This window comes from Brevundimonas sp. EAKA (assembly GCF_000698025.1).
Lineage (GTDB): Bacteria > Pseudomonadota > Alphaproteobacteria > Caulobacterales > Caulobacteraceae > Brevundimonas > Brevundimonas mediterranea_A.
Genome location: NZ_JMQR01000153.1, coordinates 1 through 6,207, shown reverse-complemented (window position 1 = coordinate 6,207; position 6,207 = coordinate 1). Strand labels below are relative to the sequence as shown.

Annotated in this window: 5 protein-coding genes and 1 pseudogene; 4 read left to right on the top strand and 2 right to left on the bottom strand. The window is 68.9% G+C overall.

Going from position 1 to position 6,207, the window contains the following annotated elements; genetic code table 11:
* Window positions 1-288 precede the first annotated feature (288 nt).
* Window positions 289-1,101 (top strand): isocitrate lyase/phosphoenolpyruvate mutase family protein, encoded by an 813-nt coding sequence (locus ER13_RS15400; RefSeq protein ID WP_035310639.1) that lies wholly within the window; start codon window positions 289-291, stop codon window positions 1,099-1,101.
* A 59-nt stretch (window positions 1,102-1,160) separates the two neighbouring features.
* The gene (locus ER13_RS15395; protein ID WP_035310636.1) at window positions 1,161-3,023 is read left to right on the top strand and encodes a monovalent cation:proton antiporter-2 (CPA2) family protein; all 1,863 of its coding nucleotides are present in this window, start codon (window positions 1,161-1,163) and stop codon (window positions 3,021-3,023) included.
* 4 nt (window positions 3,024-3,027) lie between these two features.
* On the opposite strand, the gene ER13_RS15390 is transcribed toward ER13_RS15395, so the two are convergent.
* Complete coding sequence (locus ER13_RS15390) at window positions 3,028-3,654, bottom strand: DUF4168 domain-containing protein (RefSeq protein WP_035310635.1); 627 nt, start codon at window positions 3,652-3,654, stop codon at window positions 3,028-3,030.
* Window positions 3,655-3,872: 218 nt separating this feature from the next.
* On the opposite strand from ER13_RS15390, the gene ER13_RS15385 reads away from it, so the two are divergent.
* Both ER13_RS15385 and ER13_RS15380 read left to right on the top strand, forming a co-directional pair.
* Complete coding sequence (locus ER13_RS15385) at window positions 3,873-4,889, top strand: S1/P1 Nuclease (protein WP_035310645.1); 1,017 nt, start codon at window positions 3,873-3,875, stop codon at window positions 4,887-4,889.
* Window positions 4,890-4,894: 5 nt separating this feature from the next.
* Window positions 4,895-5,680 carry an RNA methyltransferase gene (locus ER13_RS15380; protein WP_035310643.1) on the top strand — a complete coding sequence of 262 codons (786 nt, stop codon included), beginning with the start codon at window positions 4,895-4,897 and terminating at the stop codon, window positions 5,678-5,680.
* Between the two features lie 59 nt (window positions 5,681-5,739).
* On the opposite strand, the pseudogene ER13_RS18770 reads toward ER13_RS15380, so the two are convergent.
* Window positions 5,740-6,207, bottom strand: a pseudogene (locus ER13_RS18770) (hypothetical protein); the annotation flags it as partial.

The window sequence follows — 6,207 nt, the reverse complement described above, 5'->3', positions numbered from 1 at the left end:
GCCCAAGGGCGCACAGGCGGCCGGCGTGGCCTCGCCGTCCAATGACGGGCGTTGGGGCTGGGCCAGGGCGAAGGTGGGAACCGCGAAGGGCGGCGCCGCGACGGACAGGCCCAGGGTGGCGGCGACGGCGATCCTGACGAGACGCGGCATGGCTTCCTCCGGTTGTTCTGGGCGCTACTCCGCTTGTCGCCTGAGGCGAAACTGTGGCGCCGCATTTTGACGGCGTCCGAAAATCGCCAGAACGGGCGCGGCTTCCGTGTCAGATCGCAAATCAGACAGGAGTTGCTCATGATGGATCAGACACGTCTCGCTCAGGCCTTCCGGGAACGGCACCGTTCAGGCGGATTGATCTTGCCGAACTGCTGGGACGCAGCCAGCGCGCGCATCTTCCAGGCCGCCGGATTTGACGCGGTCGCAACGACCAGCGCGGGGGTCGCCTGGTCGCGGGGCGTTCGTGACGGCGAGGGGCTGGGGCGCGAGGATATGATGCGGGAGGTCGCCGCCATCGCCCGCGCCACAACTCTACCGTTCAACGCCGATGTCGAGGCCGGCTACGGTCCGAGCCAGGCGGATGCGGCGGAGACGGCCCGCGCGACCTGGGCGGCCGGAGCGGTGGGACTCAATTTCGAAGACGTCGACTACGCCGCCCCCCGCGTCTTGATGACGATCCCGGATCAGCAAGCGCGGATCGCGGCCATCCGCGCCGCAACGCCTGAAGTGGTGATCAACGCTCGCACGGACGTCTTCCTGTTGGGGCTTGGCGACAGCGAGGCAGAGCGGATCGATATGGCGGTCGAACGGGGACGAGCCTGGCTGGCGGCGGGAGCGGACGTGGTCTTTCTGCCCGGCGCAATCGACCCCGTCGTCGTGGCCCGTCTAGCGCAAGGCATCGGCGGGCCGATCAGTCTGATTGCGGGGCCTGACGCGCCCCCGGCCTCGATCCTCTTCGCGGCGGGGGCCTGCCGGATCAGCACAGGCCCCTATCCGATGCTTGCGGTTCTGGAACGACTGAAGACCTTGGCCGATGGGCTCGCAAAGGATTGGAAGGTCATGTCGCCGGCGGGCGACGGTCTGGCGAGTATCGGCGCCGTCTTCGGCTGATCGGGCTCGCAAAATCTGCCCAGCTTCCCCACTATCAGCTTTCACCAACAGGGGATGTGATGGCCGAGGCGACGACGGGACTGGATCTGGGCGCGGCTGCGGCCCTGCTAGCGGCGGGCGTCATCGCCGTGCCGGTGTTCAAGCGCGTCGGTCTGGGCTCGGTGCTCGGCTATCTGGCGGCAGGTCTGGCCATCGGGCCGTTCGGCCTGAAACTGTTTCAGGAGCCCGAGACCATTCTTCATGTCGCCGAGTTCGGCGTGGTCATCTTCCTGTTCATCATCGGGCTGGAGATGCGGCCCAAACGGCTGTGGGGGCTGAGGAAAGAGATCTTCGGCCTGGGCGCGGCCCAGGTGCTGTTCTGCGGCCTGATCCTGACCCTGACCGCTATGCTGGCCGGCTTTTCGGCGCCGGTCGCCTTTGTCGGGGCCATGGGCTTCGTCCTGTCGTCCACCGCCGTCATCATGCAGATGCTGGAGGAGCGGGGCGAGATCGCGGGCGGGCCCGGACAGCGGTCCGTCTCCATCCTGCTGCTGGAAGACCTGGCCATCGTGCCGTTGCTGGCCATCGTCGCCGTCCTGGCCTCGGTGCTGGGCGTTGCGAACGAACAGGCGCCGCCGTTGTGGCAGACCATCGGCTTCGCGGTGGCGGCGGTCGGCGGCGTGCTGCTGGCGGGCAAATATCTGGTCAATCCGATCTTCCGCCTGCTGGCCCGTTACGGCGGTCGCGAGGTGATGACGGCGGCGGCCCTGCTGGTCGTGGTCGGCGCCGCCTGGGCCATGTCGCTGGGCGGGCTGTCCATGGCCATGGGCGCCTTCCTGGCAGGCGTCCTCCTGTCCGAATCCACCTTCCGCCACCAGCTGGAAGCCGATGTGGAGCCCTTCCGCGCCATTCTGCTGGGCCTGTTCTTCCTCAGCGTCGGCATGTCGCTGGACCTGTCGGTGGTGGTCGCCGACTGGCGTCTGGTGGTCGGCGGCGTGATCGCCTTCATGGCGGTCAAGGCGCTGGGCATCTATGCCGTCGCCCGCCTGTTCAAGGCCTCGCACCACGAGGCGGTCGAGCGGGCGGCCCTGTTCGCCCAAGGCGGCGAGTTCGCCTTCGTCCTGTATGGCGCGGCGGTGACGGCCGGCCTGTTCGACGCCCAGGTCGGGGCCATGCTGTCGGCCATCGTCATCCTGTCCATGGCCCTGACGCCGCTGACCAGTCTGCTGACCCAGCGCCTGCTGCCCAAGCCGACGCTGTCGGCCGAGGACGCCGAGGGGGTGGACTTCGCCAAGGACCTCCGCGGCCAGGTTCTGATCATCGGCTTCGGCCGTTTCGCCCAGGTGGTGTCACAGCCCTTGCTGGCGCGGGATGTGGACGTCTCGATCATCGAGAACGACGTCGAGATGATCCAGGCCGCCTCGCAGTTCGGGTTCAAGGTCTATTATGGCGACGGCGCCCAGCTGCACACGCTGCGGGCCTCGGGTGCGGACGAGGCCGAGATCGTCCTGGTCTGCGTCGACAAGCCCGAGGTCGCCGACCGCATCGTCGAACTGGTCAAGTCCGAGTTCCCGACGACCAAGATCATGGCCCGCGCCTTCGACCGGGGCCATTCCATGCGGCTGATCCAGGCCGGGGTCGACTATCAGATCCGCGAGACCTTCGAGTCCGCATTGAAGTTCGGCGAGCGCGCCTTGATCGAACTGGGCATGGACGAGGGCCAGGCGGCCGAGGCCATCGGCGACGTCCGCCGCCGCGACGAGGCGCGTCTGGACCTGCAACTGACCGGCGGCATCAAGGCCGGACGCCAACTGATGCGCGGCAATATGCCGACGCCGCAACCCGCTCCCTATGTGAAGCCGCGTCGCGAAGGCCGACTGCTGAATGAGGACGAGGCGGGTCCGGCCGCACCGGACACACGGCGCGAACCCGCCGAGACCTGACGCCCTATTGGGCGCCGGCCTCCTGTTGTCGCGCGCCGATCAACTCGGCCCGGGCCCGCAGGCCGGCGTCCTGGGACACGGCGGTGGCGACGGCGTTGAAACGGTCCACCGCCAGGCCGGACCCCTCGACCGCCGCCGTCAGCTGGGCGCTCTGTTCCGGGGTGGCCTGGCCGTTCTGGACATTGGCGGTCACGGCGCGAATCTTGGTCATGGCTTCGACGAACTGGCGCAGTTCCGCATCGCTGACGCCGGCCGCGACCGATCCGGGAGCAGGCTTCGGCGCCTTCATGGCGTTGATGCGGGCGTTGATCACCGGGCTTTCGGCGGCGGCGTTGGAGATGGCGTTGAAGCGCACGACCTCGAGGCCGGACTCCTGAACCGCAGCCGCCATTTCGGCCTGTTGTTCGGGCGTCGGCTGGGCGCCGTTCAGGGTGTCGCTGACCGCGCGGACGCGGGTGATGGCGACATCGTATTTGCGCAATTCTTCGTCGGTGAAGTCGGCTGCGCCCGGGGCAGGCGCCGCGGTCGGGGCGGTCTGGCCCGAGGCTTCATAAGGGGTTTGGGCGTGTGCGCCGGCGGCGGTCAGCAGAGCGGCGGCGGAAGCAAAAAGAGCGAGGCGGGGCGCGCGCATGGTGCGTGGTCCTTTCGATCTGGCGTCCACTTATGCCGTGCAAGGACGGCGACGACGCAATCACGTCATCGCTCCCCGATGGCTGTGGCGCCTGTAAGGATAAAGGAGCGGGGAGCCCGCTTAATCTAGGCGTTCGCGGCGTGATCGCCACCCCGGCGGGCTGGAGAGCCGATCAAGGATACGTTAGACGGGCGTGATCTCACTGAGGTTTGTCCGTCATGAAACGTCTCGTCATCGCCGCCCTGGCCCTCGTCGCCGTCGCCACTCCCGCCGTGGTCGACGCCTGGGGCAACACCGGCCACCGGCTGATCGGGATCGCCGCAATGCGCGCCCTGCCGGCCGACATGCCGGGCTTTCTGAAGACGCCCGGCGCCATCGCCGACGTCGGCGAGCTGGCGCGCGAACCCGACCGCTGGAAGGGCGCGGGCCAGCCCCACGACCGCGAACGCGACACCGCCCATTTCATCGACCTGGACGACGCCGGCCATGTCTTCGACCCGCGCGGCATGACCCTGGCCGAACTGCCCCGCCTGAAGTCCGAATATGACGCCGCCCTGACCAAGGCGGGGCTGGACGTCGATGACGCCGGCTATCTGCCCTACGCCATGATCGACGCCTGGCAGAATCTGGGCCGCGATTTCGCCTACTGGCGCGTGCTGAACGCCGCCGAAAGACGTGAGACCGATATGGAGCGCCAGGCCTGGTACCGGGCCGACCGCCTGCGCCGCGAGGCCCTGATCCTGCGCGACATCGGGGTCATGGGCCACTATGTCGGCGACGGGTCGCAACCCCATCACACGACGATCCACTACAACGGCTGGGGCGAGTTCCCGAACCCCGAAGGCTTCACCAATTCGCGCCAGACCCACTCCGTGTTCGAAGGCGCCTTCACCAACCGCGTCGCCCGCCTGGACGCGGTCGAGGCCGCCATGCCGGCCGCCGATCTGGACGGTTTCGACGTCAAGGCGCGCACCGTCTCCTATCTGACCACCACCCTGGGCACGGTCATCCCCTTCTACCGGCTGGAGAAAGCTGGGGCTTTCCGCGACAGCGATCCGCGCGGCGCCGCCTTCGTCAATGAGCGTCTGGCGGCTGGCGCCGCCGAACTGCGCGACTTCATCGCCACCGCCTGGACCGCCTCGGGCAGCGCCTCCATCGGCTGGCCCGCCGTCAAGGTCGCCGAGGTCGAGGCCGGGACCGCCGATCCCTGGCTCGCCATGGTGGGCGAGGATTGATCTTCTTGTCCGACCTCACACCCCCCGCCGTCATCCTCGACAAGTCCCAGATGGCCGAGAATATCGGCGCCGTGGCGCGGGTGATGGCGAACTTCGGCCTGTCGGATCTTCGTCTCGTCACGCCGCGCGACGGCTGGCCCCAGGAACGGGCCTGGGCCACGGCCTCGGGCGCCGACTGGGTGCTGGAAGGGGTGCGGGTGTTCGACAGCGTCGCCGAAGCGGTGGCCGACCTGAACACCGTCTTCGCCACCACCGCGCGCCCGCGCGAGACGCGCCAGCCGGTCCGCACCCCGCGCGAGGCCGGCCGCATCCTGTATGACGACACGGCCTCGGGCCTGAAGACCGGCCTGTTGTTCGGCGGCGAGCGGGCGGGGCTGGAGACGACCGACATCGCCCTGTGCGCCGGCATCGTCACCATTCCCATCGACCCGAAACACCATTCGCTGAACCTGGCCCAGGCGGTGGCGATCAACGCCTATGAGTGGCGGACCCTGATCCTGGACGCCCCGCCGCCGCGCTTCCGCGACAGTGAGCCGCCGGCGTCGAACGACCTGCTGGTCGGCATGTACGAACATCTGGAGGCGGAGCTGGAGAACGGCGGCTTCTTCTATCCGCCCGAGAAGAAGCGTTCGATGAGCCAGAACCTGCGGGTCATGCTGGGCCGCGCCGCCTTCTCCGAACAGGAGGTCGCCACCATGCGCGGCGCCATCCACGCCCTGGCCAAGGGACGGGGGCGTGTGCTGGCCAAGCTGGCGGCCGAGCGGGCGGCGAAGGGGAATACGAGCGAATAAGGAGTCGCTCCTTCTCCCCGTCATCCTCGGGTTAAGCCCGAGGATGACGCAAGAGGTCGTCACCCCGCCCCCAGCAGATCCGACCAGCGCCAGCTGCCCTTGCCCAGGGCGATGCGCGCGCCGTCGGCGCCGTCCTCAAGCTTCAGCACGGCCAGGCCTGTCATCCGCTGGGTCCTGCACTCGGCCGGGGCGAAGGCGACCTCCAGGGCGATGGCCTGGCGCACCCCGGCCAGACCCTTGCCGGACTGGTTGCGGCTTTGCAGCCAGTCGCCGTTCCAGACCAGGATGGCCCGGCCCGAGGCGTTCATCTCCTCGCTGGCGGCGATGACGGCGCGGCGCACGGCGGCGTCGTCACGCACGGCGTCCTGAACCCAGCGGACCATGTCGCAAGTCCCGCCGCCCGAGCCTGATCCGGCGCCGGATCCGCCCGTCCCGCCGGCTCCGCCCACGCCGTTTCCAGCGCCGCCGCCCGGACCCGATCCAACCGTGGCGGCGCCGGCCAACTGAGCCGCGCCCAGCAGGGGCAG